This is a genomic window from Saccharopolyspora phatthalungensis (assembly GCF_014203395.1).
Taxonomy (GTDB): Bacteria; Actinomycetota; Actinomycetes; order Mycobacteriales; family Pseudonocardiaceae; genus Saccharopolyspora; species Saccharopolyspora phatthalungensis.
The window spans coordinates 513768-532758 of record NZ_JACHIW010000002.1 but is presented as its reverse complement, the minus strand read 5'-3'; the positions used below and the strand labels follow the sequence as shown (position 1 = coordinate 532758).

10 protein-coding genes are annotated in these 18991 nt (G+C 66.4%); 3 read left to right on the top strand and 7 right to left on the bottom strand.

From position 1 onward, the window contains the following. The first annotated feature begins 137 nt into the window (after positions 1 to 137). Positions 138 to 7700 (top strand): WXG100-like domain-containing protein, encoded by a 7563-nt coding sequence (locus BJ970_RS29410; RefSeq protein WP_184730274.1) that lies wholly within the window; start codon positions 138 to 140, stop codon positions 7698 to 7700. A 55-nt stretch (positions 7701 to 7755) separates the two neighbouring features. Here the strand turns inward: BJ970_RS29410 and BJ970_RS29405 are convergent, their stop codons facing one another. Then, entirely contained in the window at positions 7756 to 7929 is a 174-nt protein-coding gene (locus BJ970_RS29405) for a DUF397 domain-containing protein (protein WP_184730272.1), read from the bottom strand. Next, on the bottom strand, positions 7926 to 8783 hold the full coding sequence (locus BJ970_RS29400) for a helix-turn-helix domain-containing protein (protein WP_184730270.1): 858 nt from the start codon (positions 8781 to 8783) through the stop codon (positions 7926 to 7928). Before BJ970_RS29400 ends, BJ970_RS29405 begins: the two co-directional genes overlap by 4 nt. A gap of 892 nt (positions 8784 to 9675) precedes the next feature. Between BJ970_RS29400 and BJ970_RS29395 the strand changes: the two genes are divergently transcribed. Further along, positions 9676 to 10671, top strand: a complete 996-nt coding sequence (locus BJ970_RS29395) for an LLM class flavin-dependent oxidoreductase (protein ID WP_184730268.1) — start codon at positions 9676 to 9678, stop codon at positions 10669 to 10671. Between the two features lie 190 nt (positions 10672 to 10861). Then, on the top strand, positions 10862 to 11959 hold the full coding sequence (locus BJ970_RS29390; RefSeq protein WP_184730266.1) for a tryptophan dimethylallyltransferase family protein: 1098 nt from the start codon (positions 10862 to 10864) through the stop codon (positions 11957 to 11959). 95 nt (positions 11960 to 12054) lie between these two features. Here the strand turns inward: BJ970_RS29390 and sbnA are convergent, their stop codons facing one another. From sbnA to BJ970_RS29365, 5 genes are all read right to left on the bottom strand, one after another. Further along, positions 12055 to 13038, bottom strand: coding sequence for a 2,3-diaminopropionate biosynthesis protein SbnA (gene sbnA / locus BJ970_RS29385; RefSeq protein ID WP_184730264.1), 984 nt, complete (start codon positions 13036 to 13038; stop codon positions 12055 to 12057). A gap of 73 nt (positions 13039 to 13111) precedes the next feature. Continuing rightward, positions 13112 to 14146, bottom strand: a complete 1035-nt coding sequence (sbnB, locus tag BJ970_RS29380) for a 2,3-diaminopropionate biosynthesis protein SbnB (RefSeq protein WP_184730262.1) — start codon at positions 14144 to 14146, stop codon at positions 13112 to 13114. Positions 14147 to 14201: 55 nt separating this feature from the next. Beyond that, entirely contained in the window at positions 14202 to 15194 is a 993-nt protein-coding gene (locus tag BJ970_RS29375; protein ID WP_184730260.1) for a TauD/TfdA family dioxygenase, read from the bottom strand. After that, the gene (locus tag BJ970_RS29370) at positions 15175 to 17682 is read right to left on the bottom strand and encodes a non-ribosomal peptide synthetase (protein WP_184730258.1); all 2508 of its coding nucleotides are present in this window, start codon (positions 17680 to 17682) and stop codon (positions 15175 to 15177) included. The genes BJ970_RS29375 and BJ970_RS29370 overlap by 20 nt, the downstream gene beginning before the upstream one ends. A gap of 149 nt (positions 17683 to 17831) precedes the next feature. After that, a complete protein-coding gene (locus BJ970_RS29365) occupies positions 17832 to 18815 on the bottom strand; it encodes a TauD/TfdA family dioxygenase (RefSeq protein ID WP_184730256.1) in 984 nt (327 codons plus the stop codon). Positions 18816 to 18991 lie beyond the last annotated feature (176 nt).

Genomic DNA, 18991 nt, shown 5'->3' with positions numbered 1-18991 from the left:
GGTTTTGAGAGTTAAACGCGCAAGAATTATGGTGCGTGTCGGGGTGCATGGTGTAACGGGCGGGATGTCTGACTCATAATACTGGCGCGATGGTCGTTTCGGCCTAGTCCGAGTGTGTGAGCTGATTGGGTGGTTTGGTGTCTGTGCTGGTGCCGGAGGAGGTGCGGCGGCTTTTTCAGGTGTTGACGGGTGAGGATATGACGGATGCGGATGAGGATGCGTTGTTTGCGGTGGCGGAGCGGTTGGAGTCGGGTGCGGTGGCGGTGGAGGTGTTGGGTCCGGTGGTGGGGGAGGTGGTGGGGCGGGTGCGGGGTGGGTTTTCGGGGAAGGCGGCGGATCGGTTTGCGGATCGTTTGGCGGGGTTTGTTCCGGTGTTGGAGTCGGGTGGTGTGGGGTTGCGGGAGTTGGCGGGGTTTGTGCGGAATCTGGCGTTGCAGGTGCAGTATTTGAAGTTTGTGACGGTGGGTGGGTTGGTGTTGTTGGTGGCGGAGGTGGCGTGGGCGGTGGCGATGGCGGGTCCTACGGGTGGGGCGAGTATGGCGTGGTTGGCGGCGCGGTTTGCGGTGATGCGGTTGGTGTTGTCGCGATGGTGGGGTCAGTTGTTTATGCGGTTGGCGATGGCCCAGATCGTAGGGATCGGGCTTCAGGTGGTGATTGATGGCGGGGCGCAGGGTGTGCAGTTCGCGTTGGGGACGCGGAAGAAGTGGGATGGCGATCTGACCACGATGGCGGTGGGGGTGGGGGCGTTTACCGGGCTGTTGGTGGTGCCGCTCTCGGCGTTGGGCAATGTGGTGGGTAACGCGGTCACCAAGGTGTTGGTGCGGGGTCTGGGTGATGGGATCGATGTTGAGGTGTTGGCGGCGGCGGCGCGGCAGGTGGCGGAGAAGCACGCGCAGCAGTACTCGGTGGCGTCGATCGCGCGCTTCGCCGATGTGGTGTCCAAAAATCTCGATGACTATACGGGGATGTCGGTGCGGGCGATGTGGGCGGCGCGGTTTGGTCATGGGCTGGGGGAGTCGCTGGAAGAGGGCTTGACCGAGATGCTGGGCGAGGCCGGGTACGGCGCGATCAGCGGTCAGGGGGCGCAGTGGAATCCGTTCTCGTTCACCGCCGGGTTGTCTGAAGCGGTGGGTTCGGGAATGGGGAAGTTGACGGGGTTGGCGGTGCGGGGCGAATTGACTCCGGCGGGGCGGGCCCGGGATGCCGGTGGGGAGAAGGATCCCGGCAGCACAGAATCGGACACGTCAGAGGAGTTGAAGTCCGATTCCGGCTCGCAGCTGAGGGAAAAGCCTGGCGCTCCGAGCAGCGCGACCGACGTGCACGTCACAAAGCAATTGCCGAGTTCCGAAGCAGTAACCACCGACCTGAAACCGGGTCCGGGCTCGATTGGCACGGGTCCGGATTCGTTGCGGGACCAGGACAGGCCGGGCACGCCGCCCCCACAGTACAGCCCGCCCCAGGGCGACGAGATTTTCCGCAGCGATGCGTTGAGTTCCGACGGTACGACAGGGGCGGCGGATTCCCGTGTCGGTATGCCCCCTGCTTACAGCCCGATTACTGGCGATGACCACGCCGGATTCGCATCGTCTGACGCGCAGAGCACCGGTCGTAGCGGCACTGGGCAGCATCGGGGTGGCTCCTTGGTTTCCGATGGTGCGGCCACGTGGGGGGAGTCCGGTGCCAGCACACCATCGGCACCTAGCCCGGACGTTGCCGGTAACCCTGATCTAACGTCTGCTGTGGACGGTACGGGTGCGTCTGTGGCGCGTTCGGCTCCGGAGTCGGTACCGGGTTCCCCGAACCCCGTCCACTCGGCGAGTACTGGCAGTGCCGCCAAGGGCGGGGATCCTGATCTCGATTCGCCATCCAACGATGAGGTGGTTTCCGCGTCCTACTCCGAAGCCATGTTGCCGGGACAGGAGGCCGCGTGGGATGGAGCGACCAAGTGGGCCGGTTCGGGGCTGGATGTTCTGGCGCGTTCGTCGACGACTGTTCCTGCGGGGGCAAGCGAGGGGGCGGGTGCGGAGACGGCTGATCGTGGCGTTGTACCGGAGTGGACGGCACCGGATCTCCGTAGGGAAGTTCAATGGGCTCGGTCGGTGGGTGGGCCGCGTGCAGCGGCGGTGCAGATTGTGCAGGGCACGCATGATGTGGTGGCGCTGGCGCGGGAGGACGCGGAGGTGTCGTTGGATGATGTGGTGGCCTTGGTTGCGGCGAAGGTTGATGAGGTGGGTCGTGCCGCGGCGGTGCGGTTTTCCCTGGAGTTGGCGGCCAGGCTTGATACCCGAGGGACGGGGCTGGGGGTTCGCGCCGGAGCGGAGCCGAGCTTTCCGGACGAGATTGCGGTGTTTGAGGATTCCACGGGCAGCGGTCAGGCCGCTGGTGTGATCGGGGAGTCGGCGGATGATCCCTTGCCCCCGGGGCCGGAGCCGACCGCTGAGTCTGCACTGGATGGGATGGATGTCGGGGGGCTGGGGCCGGCCGATGGCGCGGGGCTGGGTAGTGCGGAGTGGGCGGAGTCGGTCCCAGAGTCGGGTTTCCCGATTTTGCCGGAGATTGCGGGCGCCGGTGGGTTTGGTGAGGTGGGGGCTGATGGGGGGCTGTCTGGAATTGAGCCTTGGTCGTGGGGTGTTGATGAGATGCCGGGTTCGGGTGGCCTTGATCTGGCGGCGGGTGCTGGGGATGTGAACCTGGTTGAACTGGAATTCTTCGACTTCGATGTGGGCGTGGCTGAACTTGATAATGGGGCGGTGGATGCGCTGGCGGAAGGTGCTGCGACGGCGCTGTGGGCGGAGTCGGTGCCAGAGTCGGGTTTCCCGATTTTGCCGGAGATTGCGGGCGCCGGTGGGTTTGGTGAGGTGGGGGCTGATGGGGGGCTGTCTGGAATTGAGCCTTGGTCGTGGGGTGTTGATGAGATGCCGGGTTCGGGTGGCCTTGATCTGGCGGCGGGCGTTGGGGATGTGAACCTGGTTGGACTGGAATTCTTCGACTTCGATGTGGGCGTGACCGAACTTGATAACGGGGCAGTGGATGCGCTGGCGGAAGGTGCTGGGAATTCGCGGCGGTTTGAGCGCGAACCGGAAGCGAAACGCGTACAGGAGGCGGCGCGGGTGGAGGCGCGTCGTGCTCGTGATGCGGGTGAGCCCTACATCGCTCTAGCGCTGGGGCAGAAGTTCGGCAAGAGCAAGGAATGGGGGCGGCTGCGGCTTGGGGAAATCCGGGATGAGGGCGGTGCGACCAGTTTGGCTTCGCGGGGGCAGGAGCTGGCGGATGTGCGGGAGGCGGCGCGGGTGGAGGCGCGTCGTGCTCGTGATGCGGGGGAGCCCTATACCGGTGCTGCGTTGGGGCAGAAGTTCGGCAAGAGCACGGCGTGGGGGCAGCAGCGGCTTGTGGAAATCCGGGATGAGGGTGGTGCGACCAGTTCGGCTGTGCGGGAGCGGGAGGTGGAGCGGTTCCGGGAGGTGGAGCGGTTGCGGGAGGCGGCGCGGGTGGAGGCACGTCGTGCTCGTGATGCGGGGGAGCCCTATACCGGTGCTGCGTTGGGGCAGAAGTTCGGCAAGAGCACGACGTGGGGGCAGCAGCGGCTTGCGGAAATCCGGATTGAGGGTGGTGCGAGACGGTCGGATTCGCTGGAGCGGGGGCTGGATTCACGGTCGGCGGCTCTGGTGTTCGGGGAGTCCGTAGGCAGTGGTGAGGTCGGTAGTGCGGCGGACGATTCGTCGTGGGCTGTGGGGGATTCTGGCGGTGGGGGGCTGGGTTCGATTGCGGTGAGCAGTGGTCGTAAGCGGGGTCGTGATGAGGATTCGGGAGACGAGGGTGCGGGGCGCAGGCCGGTGGGGCGTGTGGGTGGTGCGGTGGATCGGGCGGCTGAAGTGGTAAACGCGGCCGGAGTGTTTGATGGGGTGGGCTTGGGTAGTGCGGAGGTGGTGGATGAGGTGGCGGGTGCTGAGGGGTGGTGGGCTCGTGGTGGTGTGTCGGCGGAGGGGGCTGTGTCGGCGGATTTGTTCGATGTGGAGTGGGCGGAGTCGGGCGGGGAGGAGGGTTTTGCGGTTATGCCGGAGTTTGTGGGTGCGGATGATCGTGGTGTGGGGGCGTGGGGTTCGTTCGTCGAGGGTGCTGAAGTGTTGCCGGTGGGATCCGGTGATGAAGCGGCGGATTCGGACCTGGGAGCGGTGGAGGAGGTCGGGCGGCCGGGACGAGCCGAGTTGGTGAACGAGGCGGCGCGGGTGGAGGCGCGTCGTGCTCGTGACGCGGGTGAGCCCTATTCCGGTGCTGAGTTGGGGAAGAAGTTCGGCAGGAGTACGTCATGGGGGCATCAGCGGCTTGGGGAAATCCGGGATGAGGGCGGTGCGACCAGTTCGGCTGTGCGGGAGCGGTTGCGGGAGGCGGCGCGGGTGGAGGCGCGTCGTGCTCGTGATGCGGGTGAGCCCTATACCGGTGCTGCGTTGGGGAAGAAGTTCGGCAAGAGCGAGTCTTGGGGCAAGGCTCGGATTGCGGAAATCACGAGCGGTGTGGCCCAGCGAGCCTTGCGGGAAAATGAGCTGGAGTTGGCGCGAGAGCGGGAGGCAGGGCGTGCGGAGGCGCGTCGTGCTCGTGATGCGGGTGAGCCCTACACCGCTGCGGAATTGGGGGAGAAGTTCGGCAAGAGCAAGGCGTGGGGTGGGCGGCTGCTCGCGGAAATTAGGGCTGAGGGTGGTGCGACCAGTTCGGCTGTGCGGGAGCGGGAAGGGGACCGGTTGCGGGAGGCGGCGCGGGTGGAGGCGTGTCGTGCTCGTGATGCGGGTGAGCCCTATACGGGTGCTGCGTTGGGGGAGAAGTTCGGCAAGAGCAAGGCGTGGGGGCAGCATCGGCTTGGGGAAATCCGTGATGAGGGCGGTGCGACCAGTTCGGCTTTGCGGGGACAGGAGTGGGCGGACGCGCGGGTGGCGGCGCGGGTGGAGGCGCGTCGTGCTCGTGATGCGGGTGAGCCCTATACCGCTGCTGCGTTGGGGGAGAAGTTCGGTAAGAGCGTGGTGTGGGGTTGGCGGAGGCTTGCGGAAATCCGGATTGAGGGTGGTGCGAGACGGTCGGATTCGCTGGAGCGGGGGCTGGATTCACGGTCGGCGGCTCTGGTGTTCGGGGAGTCCGTGGGCAGTGGTGAGGTCGGTAGTGCGGCGGACGATTCGGCGGACTTGTCCGATGTGGAGTCGGCGGAGTCGGGCGGGGAGGAGGGTTTTGCGGTTATGCCGGAGTTTGTGGGTGCGGATGATCGTGGTGTGGGGGCGTGGGGTTCGTTCGTCGAGGGTGCTGAAGTGTTGCCGGTGGGATCCGGTGATGAAGCGGCGGATTCGGACCTGGGAGCGGTGGAGGAGGTCGGGCGGCCTGGAAGTGCCGAGTTGGTGAACGAGTCGGCGCTGGTGGAGGCGCGTCGTGCTCGTGATGCGGGTGAGCCCTATACCGGTGCTGCGTTGGGGGAGAAGTTCGGCATGAGCTCGGCGTGGGGCAAGGCTCGGATTGCGGAAATCAGGGGCGGTGTGGCCCAGCGAGCCTTGCGGGGAAATGAGCTGGAGTTGGCGCGAGAGCGGGAGGCAGGGCGTGCGGAGGCGTGTCGTGCTCGTGATGCGGGTGAGCCCTATACGGGTGCTGCGTTGGGGGAGAAGTTCGGCAAGAGCACGGCGTGGGGGGAACATCGGCTTGGGGAAATCAGGGATGAGGGCGGTGCGACCAGTTCGGCTTTGCGGGGACAGGAGTGGGCGGACGCGCGGGTGGCGGCGCTGGTGGAGGCGCGTCGTGCTCGTGATGCGGGTGAGACCTATACCGCTGCTGCGTTGGGGGAGAAGTTCGGCAAGAGCACGGCGTGGGGACAGCAACGGCTCGTGGAAATCCGGGATGAGGATGGTGCGACCAGTTCGGCTGTGCGGCAGCGGGCGGGGGAGCGGTTACGGGAGGCGGCGCTGGTGGAGGCGCGTCGTGCTCGTGATGCGGGTGAGCCCTATACCGCTGCTGCGTTGGGGAAGAAGTTCGGCAAGAGCACGGCGTGGGGACAGCAACGACTTGCGCAAATCCGGGATGAGGGCGGTGCGCGACAGTCGGATTCGCAGGAGCGGGGGCTGGATTCACGGTCGGCGGCTCTGGTGTTCGAGGAGTCCGTGGGCAGTGGTGAGGTCGGTGGTGCGGCGGCCGAGCCGGCGGACGATTCGTCGTGGCATTTTGATTTGGCTTCGGGGTTGTGGTCCTTTGGTGCGGCCGTGGGGGATTCTGGCGGTGGGGGGCTGGGTTCGATTGCGGTGAGCAGTGGCCGTAAGCGGGGTCGTGATGAGGATTCGGGAGACGAGGGTGCGCGGCGCAGGCCGGTGGGGCCTGTGGGTGGTGCGGTGGATCGGGCGGCTGAAGTGGTAAACGCGGCCGAGGTGCTTGATGGGGTGGGCCTGGGTAGTGCGGAGGTGGTGGATGAGGTGGATCGTGGTGTGGGGGCGTGGGGTTCGTTCGTGGAGGGTGCTGAAGTGTTGCCGGTGGGGTCCGGTGATGAAGCGGCGGATTCGGACCTGGGAGCGGTGGAGGAGGTCGGGCGGCCGGGACGAGCCGAGTTGGTGAACGAGGCGGCGCGGGTGGAGGCGCGTCGTGCTCGTGACGCGGGTGAGCCCTATTCCGGTGCTGCGTTGGGGAAGAAGTTCGGCAAGAGCAAGTTTTGGGGGCGACTTCGGCTTGGGGAAATCCGGGATGAGGGCGGTGCGACCAGTTCGGCTGTGCGGGAGCGGGAGGTGGAGCGGTTGCGGGAGGCGGCGCGGATGGAGGCGCGTCGTGCTCGTGATGCGGGTAAGCCCTATACCGGTGCTGCGTTGGGGGAGAAGTTCGGCAAGAGGTCGGGGTGGGGAAACCATCGGCTTGCGGAAATCCGGGCTGAGGGTGGTGCGACCAGTTCGACTGTGCAGGCGCGGGCGGATGTGCGGGAGGCGGCGCGGGTGGAGGCGCGTCGTGCTCGTGACGCGGGTGAGCCCTATACCGGTGCTGCATTGGGGGAGAAGTTCGGAAAGAGCAAGTTTTGGGGGCAACTTCGGCTTGCGGAAATCAGGAGCGGTGTGGCCCAGCGAGCCTTGCGGGGAAATGAGCCGGAGTTGGCCCGCGAGCGGGAGGCAGGGCGTGCGGAGGCGCTTCGTGCTCGTGATGCGGGTGAGCCCTACACCGCTGCGGAATTGGGAAAGAAGTTCGGCAAGAGCAAGGCGTGGGGTTGGCGGCTGCTCGCGGAAATTAGGGCTGAGGGTGGTGCGACCAGTTCGACTGTGCAGGCGCGGGCGGATGTGCGGGAGGCGGCGCGGGTGGAGGCGCTTCGTGCTCGTGATGCGGGTGAGCCCTATACCGGTGCTGCGTTGGGGAAGAAGTTCGGCAGGAGCTCGGCGTGGGGCAAAATTCGGCTTGCGGAGATCAAGAATCAGGGCGGTGCGACTCGGTCGGATTTGCAGGGGCAGGAGCGGGCGGACGTGCGGGAGGCGGCGCGGGTGGAGGCGCGTCGTGCTCGTGACGCGGGCGAGCCCTACACCGTTACGGGGTTGGGGAAGAAGTTCGGCAAGAGCGCGGCGTGGGGTTCGCTGCGGCTTCAGGAGATCAGGAATGAGGCGGGTAGTTCTGCGGGTGAGGCGTCGGGCGCTGCGGGTGGTGTAGACGAGATCACCGAGCGCTTCCCTCGACGGTCCCGGCGCGGGGGTGGTGGCGATTTCGCGTGAAATCGCCACCACATCCAGGTTGATCGACACCCGAGCAGGGTTCCCGGAAGAAGCGCTAGTGCTCGAAGCGCCCGTCTTTGATCGCCTGCATGAACGCGGCGACGTCGACCGCGAGCGCCGGGCCGTTCGGGTCCTTGGAATCCCGGATCAGGCCCTGCGGCCGGGATAACTCGACGCAGTGATCATTGCCGCTGTAGCTGCTCTTGTGCCATCGAGTCGGGTTATTCATTCCTTGCCCTCCATCTGTTTGATCGCATCGAGGATGAACGCGGTTGATTCTTCCGGGCTGATCGCCGCGCGCCGTATCTCGCCTGCCGCTCGTTTGTAGGTCATGACGTCATCGTTCTCATGCAGGAACACCGACGACTTGTGGTGCTCGATGGAAACGATCGACGGGGACTCTGCGAAGTTGTAGATCACGAACGGGCCCATCAGTCCTGGGTGCCAGTTGTCGCCGAGTGGAACAACCTGAAGCGTCATGCCCGCTTCTCGGCTTACAGCGACTAGATGGCGCAACTGTTCGACCAGGACGTCGTTTCCGCCGATTCGCTGGCGAAGTGCGGCCTCGCCGACCAGCAGCAGGTGATCCGCTGGGTGGCCGTCTCGGTTAACCAATTGGTTCCGGCGATCGAGCCGGAGGTTTACCCGCGACGATATCTCGGCGCGGGAAAGGGTGTCGTTGCTCCCGATAACGGCGTTGGCGTATTCGGATGTCTGCACCAGGCCAGAAATGATCAGCGGGCACCAGTCGAAAATCTCGACGGTTGTCCGCTCGCATTCAAGTATGCCTGCGAGTCGGTCCGAAACGCCCGCGCCTGCGGCGAGCCAGTTCGGCTCGCTCGCACTCTTGGCGAGGTCGAGGATCTGATGCCGGCGTCGGCCGGTCACTCGGAGGATTGCTAGCAGTGCCGAGACATCTTCTGGCACAGGTACGCGCCGCCCGTTCTGCCACTGCGAGATGGTCGAGTGCGACTTGTCCAGCAGCCGAGCTGCTTGCCGCGCGGTGAACCCCGACTCTGCCAAGGCACCTCGCAGCGCGGCGGCAAGCACTCGGGTCCGCGGCGTACCTGCGGTGTCGCCCACGTTCCATATCTTACGGCGTCCGTGATCCATCGATTACCACCCAAACGGTTGAGGGCAGTGGACTTGTGGTCTCAGCCCGTGACCAGGAATGAATTGACGCAGACGGCTTGTGACCGGTGGGAGCTCGATCACAGCCAGCTTACGCCAACGTCGATCTTGGAGGTCTCATGGGCGAACCGGAGGAGTGGCCGAGGTGGCTTCCATCGCCTGGATTGCGGGCACTGGAAACACATTTCGTGTCACGCCCCGGCAAATTCGGTGCGTGCGGCGCTGAGGTGATGTGGGCGGACGTCGGGCATCCGACGACAGCTCGGCCACGTTGCGCCTGGTGCGTGCGAATCGCCAAGGCGCAGACTCGGCTGCGGCATCCGTCGAACTCGGCTCGGCGGCGGGTTCGGCCGAAACCGCACGCTGGGCGGGTTCAGGAGTGCGTGAAGCGCAATCACGTTCGATGACTTACTCATCATCAGTCCATTGCGGACGGTCGACGGAATGGGCCGCCCACCCGGCAACAAGCTCCGCCCTCCGCCCGATCCTATTCTCATGTAAAAGGTCAGGTCGCTGACGCTGCCTGATTCCCGCGGACTGGGTCGGTGCGGCACCTCCCCGACACCGCGCCGATCCACCCGGTAGCCGAGTGGTTCCCCTGACTTCCACTCGGCTACCGGGATCCAAAGTGTCCGTCGGCAATAGTCAGACCCGAGAACCGAACCGAGAAGGTCATGGGCAAAGTGGGCTGGGTTACAGGTTTTTACCAGGCCAAGATCGCAAAAACATGGGGTCCGGTGGGATGGGACAACATGTGCATCTGGGAAGCCAGGTCTGCCCCGGCCTGCCCTCAGTGGGCGGGAAGTCTCGGTAGATTAGGCCGATCGAATTACCCTCGAAAGTTATGAGGACTTCGATTCGCGTCAACAACGATCTGAGTGACGAGGAGCTTACCCAGCTGGTGTTGGCGGCGGAGGCGGTCGGGGTCGACCAAGTGTGGATTTCGCATGATCTCATGTTGCGCTCGGCACCCGTGCTCGTGGGTGCGTTGGCGGCTCGCACGGAGCGCATTCAGCTGGGCATCGGCATCATGAACCCCTATACCGTGCACCCCACGGAGATCGCGATGGTGGCCGCGACCGCACAGGAGATCTCCGGTGGCCGCTTCCTCCTGGGACTGGGCGCAGGGGCCATCGATTTCCTCGCCTGGGCCGGACTGGAGCGTCGTCGCCCGATGACGACAACGCGGCAATCGGTAGCTGCGCTGCGGGCCCTGCTGGGGCACGACGACGTCTCGGAGGAAGACCTGCCGGACTGGTGGGGAGAGTCCTCTTTCCTCCGCTTCGCCATTCCGCGACCGGTACCTGTCTACGTTGGCGCGATGGGGCCTCAGATGCGAAGACTGGCCGGGCGGGTCGCAGATGGGGCGCTGCCCCTGCTTTCCCGGCCGGAGATGTTCACCGAGGCACGCGGCGACGTTTTGGCCGGAGTGCACGATTCCGGCCGCGACGCCGCGCGGTTCGACTTGCCGGCGTGCGTGTGGGTGTCTCTCGGCGACCGTGCGGAGGCACGCCGAGTAATGGCGGAGAAGCTCGCGTACTACGGACCATCGCTGTCCGAGGTCCAGTTGGCCCCCGCGGGACTGGAACCCGCCGACTTTCAACCGGCAGCCGACCTCGCTCGTGCCGGAGACCTCGATGCGGCCGTGGCACTGATCGATGACCGCATGCTGTCGCTGGGCATCGCCGGGTCCCCTGATGAAGTAACTGCCCGCTGCCTTGAACTTCGCGCTCTCGGCGCCGAACACATCTCCTTCGGCCCACCACTCGGTCCCGATCCGGCCACCGCAATCGAACTACTGGGGCGGGAGGTCATACCAGCGCTGCGCGCGGCGCGTTGACCAGAATTTCCTTGTTCCGCCAGCAATCCGATCCGCTAGCGAGCAAGCCTCGGGAAACACCAACGGTGTCCCACGCGGCTTGCCTGCTGCCATGCGGTAATCGACCGCAACACGCGGTGGCAATCACGCTGGCGGGGCTTTGTTTTGTCCGAATCCTACCGAAAAACCATTCAGTCTGGAGGAACTTCGAGTGACGGCCCGTAACACGACGACCTGGTGGCCCATCGTCGCGGAGCATCGCCCGACAACGTACGTCGAGGTCCTGCGAAGACATCTTCAGTATCTGGTTTCACACCCAGATATCGGGAATTCCACCTCGGAACAGGCTATCGACACGGTTTGCGAAACGGTAGGCCCGTGGGCGACGGAAGACCTTGCCGCCTTCTCCGGATGGAAGGCATGGGCCGCCAACGATGGCGCACCCGTTGAGTTTTCGTTCGCCTTCACCCGCGCCGGATCCCAGGTGCGGGTTGGATACGAACCGTCGGAACTTCGCGCGACGGGTCGGGCGTACGCGGGGGAAGAAGATCTGCGCCGGTTGGCCAAGCTGCCCCAGGTGGACCTTCAGCGGTTCGATGCGGTGCGCGACCTGTTCATCCGCGAAGGCGTCCGGAATCCGTTCATGGTGGCTACCGCGCTGTCCTCGAACAAACCGCCCTTGTATAAGGGGTATCTGTATCTTGAGTCGACCGGTGAGCCGGCACTTGCCGCCGTCTCCGAAGCCCTTGACCGCCTGGGGTTTCGGCACCAATGGCAGCAGGTGCTCGAATCCCTGGGTACCAGCGCCTTCACCGACGGCGTGGTCGAGCCGGCCCTGATCGCGCTGGACCTGGATCCCGCTCCCGAAGCGCGCGTGAAGGTCTACCTGCGGCAGCTCAGCGGTGATCTGAACGATGTTGAGCGGGTCTCGTCCACGGCGGCCGATTACCAGCAGGGGTTGTACCGCCAGATTCTGACTCAGTTGATCCCCACTCCCTTTGATGAGTGGGACAAGCAGCCGATGACCTGCCTCGCGCTGCGCAGCACGGCAGACGCACCCACGGTGGCCACATACTGCCCGTTGGAGCCCAATTTACCCAACGACGCCGAATCAGCCGCAGCTATCGAAAGACTCTTCGCCGCCGCAGGCGTCCCCACGAATTCGTGGGACGCCGTCAAGCAGGCCATCACCGGCACGAAGGCACAGACCACCCGACGCATCAACTGGGTCTCATTGAAGAATGCGGATGATCCGGTCATTACGGTGTATGCCGGTCTGCACGGAACCGAAGTCGGCGCGGCCGAGTAGGTGCCGACGGGGGCGCTGAACCCGACCAGGATCAAGGCGTACTGCTCGATGAGCGGCACGAAATCTCATCGAGCGGTGCGGCCGACCGACGGGGGTCAGCCACGGGCGGCTACCTCGTCGGGCAGGCCAACGGGACCGGTTCGGTAGACCTGGTGCACCCAGCTCGGCTGGTACAGCGAGTCGAGGTAGCGTTCACCGAAGTCCGGGGCGATCGTCACCGCCGTGACGTCCGGTCCCGCGTCGTTGGCGGCCAGCCACTGCGTCGCGCCGCTGATGACGGTGCCGGTGGAGCCACCGAACAGGAAACCGCGCCGGGCCAGCCGATGGCAGGTGCGGACCGTGTCGATCTCCTCGACCAACACCACGTCATCCACGAGAGATTCATCGAGCAGGGCCGGTCGCACCCCGGTGCCCAGCCCGGGGATCATCCGCGGCGCCGGCGGCCCCCCGAAGGTGACCGAGCCGACCGCGTCGATCGCGACGACCCGCACGGTCGGCCGGAACCGCTTGAAGTACCGGGCGCACCCCATCAGCGTGCCGGTGGTCCCGGCGCCCACGAACAGCACGTCGAGCATGGGGAACGCCCGGTCTATCGAGGGCGCGGTGGTCCGGTAATGCGCCGACCAGTTATCCGGGTTGGCGTACTGGTTTAACCACACGTACCGGTCATCATCGTCACAGAGCTCGCGCACATGGGAGATCCGGGCGGCCAGGTACCCGCCGTCGGGATCCGGCTCGGTGATGGTGTGCACCTGAGCGCCCAGCGTCTCCATCAATTGCTTGGTGGCGAGGTTGCACCGCGAATCGGTCACACACACGAACTGGTAGCCCTTGCTCGCGGCGAGCACGCTCAGCGCCACCCCGAGGTTGCCCGACGAGGACTCCACCATGATCGAGTCCCGGCCGAGCGCCCCGGACCGCTCCGCGGCCGCCACCATCGCCGCCGCCGCTTTCAGCTTGATGGACCCGGCGAAGTTGAACCCCTCGCACTTCAGGTACAGCGGTATCCCGAAGCTGGGCCGGAGGTCGACGTACAGGTCGTCCTCGTTGAACTCGTGCGGCTGCGAGATGATGGGCACCGGGCTATCTCCGTGTTGTGCGAAACGAACCTGTTTGCGGGTGCGCGGGTCGGCGCAAACCGGCCGCCGGCGCTCAGCCGTAGCGGCGGAGTTCGGAGAAGAAGTCCGGGACGACCGTGGGTTCGCCGTGGGCCGTGACTTCGTCGTAGATGTACTTGCCCACCGCCAGGTCGAGCACGCCCAGGCCGAACGGCGAGAACACCACCGGGCGGTCGGTGGGCACCTTGAGTTCCCCGGCGAGCACGTCGTTGATCGTGCCGTCCAGGAAGTCCCGGTTTCCGGTCCGCTGCTCGGCGAGGTGCGGCGAGGTGTCGGCCTTCAGACAATGCTCCACATCGTCGACGACGTTCATCGACGACAGGATGATCTCCGGCGACAGGTCGCGCAGGGACACGTGCAGTACCAGCGGGTTGTGCTCGAACCAGGCCGGGTCGTGCACGTGCGGCGTGCCCGTGACGGTCGCGAACACCACGAGGTCCGATGACCGGATCAGCGCCTCGGCGCTGTCGTGCACGGTGATCCGCGCCCCGTCCTCGACACGGTCCAAATAGGACTTGAAGCCCGCGGCGTGCTCGGCGGACAGGTCGTGCACGCCGATCTCGTCGAAGGCCCAGTCGGTCGCCTGCAGGTAGCTGTGGATGTAGCGGGCGATGAGGCCGACGCCGATGAAGCCGACCCGGCGCGGCCGGCCCCGGTCCCGGCTCAGGTGGTCGGCGGCCAGCGCGGCCGACGCGGCCGTGCGGGTGGCGCTGATCACGGAGCTTTCCAGGCAGGCGAACGGGTATCCGGTGTCGTGGTCGTTGAGCACCAGCACCGCCGAGGCGCGCGGAATGCCGGCCGCGACGTTGTCCGGGAAACTGGAGATCCACTTGATCCCGTCCACCGCCGAGTCACCGCCGAGCGAGGCGGGCAGCGCGATGATGCGGGAGGTGGGCCGGTCGGGGAAACGCAGGAAGTAGGACGGCGGGTTGACCGTCTGGGCCGCGCCGTGCAGCCGGTAGGCCGCCTCGACGATGTCCACTACCTGCCGCTGCCGCCCCTCCAGCGCCTTCTGCACCTGAGCGCCGGAGATCACGGTGAAAGCGGGGACGTTGGCTGATTCGGGCATGCTGAAAACTCCGTTTGCTGGTCTGCGAAGGGACGAACCGCACCCGCCGATGCGGTCAGGACGGTGTTACGGTCGGAAAGCAGTCTGCCAGCCGAACCGGTTCGCCCATCGCCACCAGCACCTCGCGGGCGCCCTCGTACGGCTCGCGGCTGTGCGCCCGCGCGATGTTGTCGACCAGCATCAGGTCCCCGGTCTGCCACGGTTCCCGCTGCGTGTGCTCGTCGTAGACCTTGTTGAGCAGTGCGATCACGTCGTCGCCGATCGGCTCGCCGCCGCCGAAGCGGCTGTTGAACGGCAGCCCGTCCGGGCCGAACTCCATCACCAGGTAGTCCCGCACCTCGGGGTCGATCGTCCATTCGTTGAGGAAGGCGATCTGGTTGAACCACACCCGCTTGCCGGTCTTCGGGTGGGTGATGATGGCCGAGCGGCGCTGCTTGGTCCGCAGCCCGTCCATCTCGTCCCACGCGAACTCGATGTGATTCTCCCGGCAGTAGCGCTCCACGACCGACCGGTCCTCCGTGGCGAACGCCTCCTGCCACGGCACGCCGACCAGCTCGTTGTAGTTGCGGACCAGCTGCCAACCCTCGCGCTCGAACCGCTCGACCAGGTCCGAGGGCAGCGCCTCCAGCACCGCAGCGGCATCCGCCACGCCGGTCACGCCGCCCGACTGCGGCGCACCGAGGCAGGAGAACAGCATCAGGCCGGGGAACTCCAGCGTGTAGCTGAGCTCGTGGTGCATGCACATCGGCTGGTTCGGCGGCCACTTGGAAGAGGAGTAAATGCCGTCCTCGTAGATCCAGCGCGGGGCGAACGCCTCTCGCTCCGGCATCAGCGGCGCGGCGAGTTCCCGGGCCACCTGGCCGAAGCCGGCCGCGTCGGTCAGCGGCAGGCCGCGCACCAGGAGCGCGCCGTGCTCGTCGACCAGCGAGCGCAGCTGGTCTCGGTGCTCGGCCACCCAGGACGGGGCCTCGGCGATGTCGCCGACACGCAGGATCGCCGGTTTGTCCGCGGCGGGGGAGACGTCTAGCTCAGTGGCTGGTGCGGGCATCGGTCGTCGCCTTTCGGGGGTGCGGAGGGTCAGCGGGTCGCTCCAAGATTCCGGGGCGGGTCTCGGTCCGGCCGTCGATGATGGCGGCCAGGTCGGCGAGCACCGGATACCCGGTCATGTCCTTGAGCGAGATCGTGCGGTCCAGCTTGATGATCAGCTTGACAGCGGACAACGAGGTGCCGCCGCGCTCGAAGAAATGGTCGGTCCGCCCGATCTCGGCGAACGGGACGCCGAGCACTTCCGCCCACTTCGCCGCGAGTCGGTGCTCCGTGGGTGTCTGCGGCGGCTGGTACTCGGTCTCCTCGCTCGCGCGGTCCGCGGCGAGCTTGGTGAGCGCCTTCTTGTCGGTCTTGCCGTTGTCCGTCAGCGGCAGGGACTCGCAGTGGTGGAAGTGCTCGGGAATCATGTAGTGCGGCAGGGTTCGCCGCAGGAAATGCTTGAACTCGTTGTCGGCGAGCCGGTCCGGGCCGGTGTAGAACGCGACCAGATGCTTGTTGCCGCCGGAGTCCTCGGTCACCACCACCGCGCCGTCGCGCACGCCGGGCGCGCGCAGCATCTGGTTCTCGATCTCGCCGATCTCGATGCGGAAACCGCGGATCTTGACCTGCGCGTCGCGGCGGCCCAGGAACTCGACCTTGCCTTCCGGCAGCCAGCGGCCGAAGTCACCGGACCGGTACAGCCGGTGCCCGGGACGGTGCGGATCGGTCAGGAACGCGGCCCTGGTGCGCTCCGGGTCGTTGATGTAACCGCGCCCGACGCACACCCCGGAGAAGACGATTTCGCCTGGTGCGCCAAGGGGAACCGGCTGGAGGTCCGGGCCCACGATGTAGACGTGCGTGTTGTGCACCGGCGGCCCCAGCGGCACCCGGTCGCGAACCGGAACCGCCGTCATCACCTCGTGGTTGGTGTCGTCCGAGGTCTCGGTGAGGCCGTAGACGTTCGCCAGCTTCAGGCCCGGGTACGTCGCGAACCAGCGCTGGGTCAGCTCTTTCTTCAGCGCCTCGCCGGTGACCGAAACGCACTGCAAATCGGGCAGTTCCCGCGGCGAGTCCTCCAGGTAGGAGAGCACGGTCTCCAGGTACGACGGCACCAGCTGCATGATCTGCACGCGCTGCTCGGCGATCTGGTCGACGAACCGCTGCACGTCCAAGATCACGTCCTGCTCGACGAGCACCGTCCGGCCGCCCACCAGCAGCGCGCTGACCAGCTGCCACAGCGAAATGTCGAAGCATTGCGGGGCCGTCTCACTGACCACCGCGCCCTCGGGAATGCCCAGGTCGTCGATCTTGGCGAAGAGATGGTTGAGCATCCCCGCGTGCTCGCACATCGCGCCCTTGGGCTCGCCGGTGGAACCCGAGGTGAAGTAGACATAGGCGAGCTGATCGGCATCGACCGGCACCTGCGGGTCGGTGGTGTCGCCGGTGATCTCGCGCAGCGGCAGCACCTCGGCGCTGATGTCGGCGCCGGCCAGGTTTGCGGTGCGTCCGACTTCGGCCAGCACGTAACGGCATTCGCTGCGGCGCAGCGTCCGGCCGATGCGGTCGGACGGGAAGTCCGGCTCGACCGGCAGGTAGCAACCACCCGCCTTGAACACGCCGAGCACGGAGGCCATCCAGTCGAGGTTGCGATCGGTCACGACCGCGACGACGTCTTCGCGCTGGAGGCCGCGCGCTAGCAGGGCGTGCGCGATCTGGTTGGCTCGCTCGTTGAGCTGCTGGTACGTCCACGTGCGGTCTCGGTGGACGGCCGCGATCGCGGCGGGGTGGCGGCGGACCCGATCCTCGAACAGCTCGTGCATCCGTCGGTCCGGCAGTTCGCGACGTGGTCCGGCCAAGCCGGTGAGCTGTAGCCGCCGTTCTTCGGCCGACAGCAGCGAGCCGTCGGCGTGCGGGGCGTCGGGGTCGGATGCGATCAGGTCCAGCGCCGCGAGGTAGTACCCACCGAGGCGTTGAACCTGCGCGTCGTTCAGCCGATCGGTCCGGTACTCCAGCCGCAGCAGGTTCGACTGCGCGGTGAAGCTCACGACAAGCGCGAAGTCCTCGACTCCGGCGGGAGTGTCGGTCACATCGAGGACGGTGTCGAACAGCCGAGACGGAAGTTCGGCCAGCTCCGCCGGGAGGTTCGCCCGGATCTCGTTCTCCACGCGCCGGATCCGGTGTACGAGGTCTCGCCAGGAACCGTCGGGTAGAGCCAGCGAGCAGGGCACCGGGGAGCCGGCGACGTAGCCGGTCACAACGTGCGGTTCACCGGTGACGGCGGCCAGCACCTTCACGTGCGCGGCCAGCACGATGGTGCCTACCGGCACGCCGAGTGATTCGGCGACCTCCCGGATTCCGGCCGCCGTGGCTGTAGGCAGCTCGCGTTCGTGCAACCCGATGCCCGGTGCCGGTTCGGCGGCCGGGTCGTGCCAGTGGGGGATCGGCGTGCAGGCGCCGCTTTCCAGCGTTCTGGCCCAGAATGCGCGCCGCTCGGCGGATGACCGGTTCAACCGAGGCTCTCCCTCCACTCATGACTGGCCCCGCGACGCTAACCGCGCCGCCTTTTACCTCGTTATCGGAACTGTTTCCGCCTGAGCGGTGGTTTCCCGATTTTGCCTAAAGTTGGGACATCCCACCCCGCAAGCGGCTACCACCGCTGTTAGTCGAGCATGTATCCATCGGCGTCGCGATGGCGGCGCGAGGCGCGGAGGTCGGCCAGCGAGAACGTGCGCTGCAACCACCGGTCCCTGCCGTCGTAGCGCGGCTCGAACGCGGTGCGCCCGTGCACCGTGACACGGTTGTCCACAATGGCCATTGATCCTGGCGTGAGGTAGTGGGTGTGCGCATGGTCGGCGAACAGCTTCTGCAGCTCGTCGATCGCCGCGCTCGCGCGTGTAGTCAGTGGTTTGGTGGCCGAGAAGTCGATCTGGAGGTCCGGGTCATCGGACGCACCGGACAGCACGGCGTGCGGCGTCGGATCACCGGCCGTGGCACCGAACGACGGCGGCGGTTCGGTGACGAACTCGGCGCTGAACAACGCCTCCCGAGCCGGGTCACTGAGCAGGTCGAAGACCTGCCGGATGCAAGCGGTGCGCAGACCCGCGACGCCCTCGTGGTCGGACCGCAGGCAGGACAGCATCACGAAGTCGGGTCGGTGCGGGTGGAAGGCGTTCTCGGTGTGAAACGACAGCAGCACCGAACCGGCATTGCCCTGGAACTCCTCCTTGCCCGGAACCGGCACCACGTCCTGCACCAGCGCACCCGATTTCTCCGGGCGGAACGAGGCCGGATCGCCGAGCCCGGCGGCGAACATCATCAGCACCGCGGCCGGCACGGTGGCGGTCCGCTGCACCGAACCGTCTTGGGTCGGGGTGTCCGGCACGCCGTCGGGGCCCAGCGGCAGACCGCCGACCACGAGCGCCCCAGTGGTGCCGGTGTCGCGGCGGAACCGCCGGATCGTGGTGCGCAGCGTCGCGGGCAGGTCCTCCCATGCTTCCCGCGCCGCCGAAACCCAGGTTTCCTCGTCGACCCGGCCCTGGGCGACGGGGAGCAGGCCGAGTGCGACCCGTTCGACCTCCCGCGCGACGGGCGGCTCGATCGTCGCCGTCTGCGCCGGGACTTCAGTGCGGACTGCCATCGACATGATGCACCAACCTCCGGTTCAGCTACGATCGCCGGTCTGCATTCGCGGCGACGCGGCAGCGAACTTAGGCATGCCTGCTTTTGCGCCGATATTGAATCCTTTTCCGATAATGCTCCGATAAGTGGTCCGACTAGGCTCCGGCGGCGGAAGCCGAAGCATCCGACTGGGGGTTTTAG